Origin of the sequence: Porphyromonas loveana (genome assembly GCF_003096695.1) — a bacterium.
GTDB lineage: Bacteria > Bacteroidota > Bacteroidia > Bacteroidales > Porphyromonadaceae > Porphyromonas > Porphyromonas loveana.
In genome coordinates this window covers 1-1347 of sequence record NZ_QEKY01000038.1, presented here as the reverse complement: position 1 = coordinate 1347, position 1347 = coordinate 1, and the positions used below count along the sequence as shown (strand labels likewise).

Genomic DNA, 1347 nt, shown 5'->3' with positions numbered 1-1347 from the left:
TCTGATATTCAGCAAATTAGTTTGCGAATATCTTTGCTAAATCTGCAAGTTTTCTTATCTTCATAGCAGAAAACTTGCAGATTTTATGATTAAAAAGCCCTATAATACCCCTTCATTATTCAGCAGTCTATCAGACATGCTGAACCAATCGCACCCACTCTATAAATTAGCTGACAAAATAGATTGGGCCAAATTCGATACGGCCTTCAAACCTTTGTATTGCCAAAACAATGGTCGCCCGAGTAAGCCGATTCGTTTGATGTGTGGCTTGTTGATTCTCAAACACCTTCGTAATCTCTCAGATGAATCCGTTGTGGAGCAATGGAGTGAAAATGCTTATTACCAATACTTTTGTGGCATGCAAGAGTTCATTCCTGGTGCGCCCTGTGCCTCTTCTGAATTGGTACACTTTCGCAATCGCATTGGTGAAAAGGGGATAGAACTCATTTTTCAGGAAAGCATTCGTGTTAATAACGAAGATGATGATGACGAGCATCATGACACTGCTTTTATTGATTCGACCGTTCAAGAGAAGAATATCACCTACCCCACAGATGCCAAGTTGCATAAAAAGATTGTCCGTAAGGCTCTGAACATCGTCCACAAATTAGAGCTACCACTTCGCCAAAGCTATACCTTTGTTCTCAAGCGCATTTATCGCGACCAACGTTTTCGCCATCATCCCAAGAATCGCCAAAAGGCACTCAGAGCGGATAGGAAATTGCGCACCATAGCCGGCCGATTAGTCCGAGAGCTCAAGCGTAATCTGGGAGAGCATTCTGTCCATAAGGAGTTGATAGAGAGATTTGAGGCGATTCTTGCTCAACGACGTCATAGCCGGCAAAAGATTTATTCTATTCACGACCCTGAGGTACAATGCATCAGCAAGGGCAAAGAGCATAAGAAGTACGAATTCGGCAATAAGGTCTCCATCATCCGCTCGGCTACGGGGCTTATTCTTGGTGCCCAATCATTTCGTAATGAGTATGATGGACACACGATAGAAGCCTCGTTGGCACAAGTAGAACGTCTCACACGGAGAAAGATCAAGATACTGGCAGGCGACAGGGGCTATCGGGGTAAGAAAGAGGTTAATGGCACTCAGATTTTAATACCGGATGTTCCCAAGCCCTCAGATAGCAGGTATCAGAAGCGCAAGAAACACAAACTATTCTGCAAGCGAGCAGGCATAGAACCTACCATTGGACACTTGAAATCAGATCATCGTTTAGGCCGCAACTTTTACAAGGGAGTGGCAGGGGATGCTGTGAACATCCTATTGGCAGCTGCTGCTTACAACTTCAAAAGAGCCATGAAGGCTCTTTTGCACCTGCTCAAAATAATAAG

General features: G+C 44.2%; 1 protein-coding gene. It reads left to right on the top strand.

Annotation, left to right across the window (positions count from 1 at the left end; genetic code table 11):
- Positions 1–85 precede the first annotated feature (85 nt).
- On the top strand, positions 86–1347 hold a 1262-nt coding region (locus tag C7382_RS09960), incomplete at its 3' end, for an IS5 family transposase (RefSeq protein ID WP_116680109.1).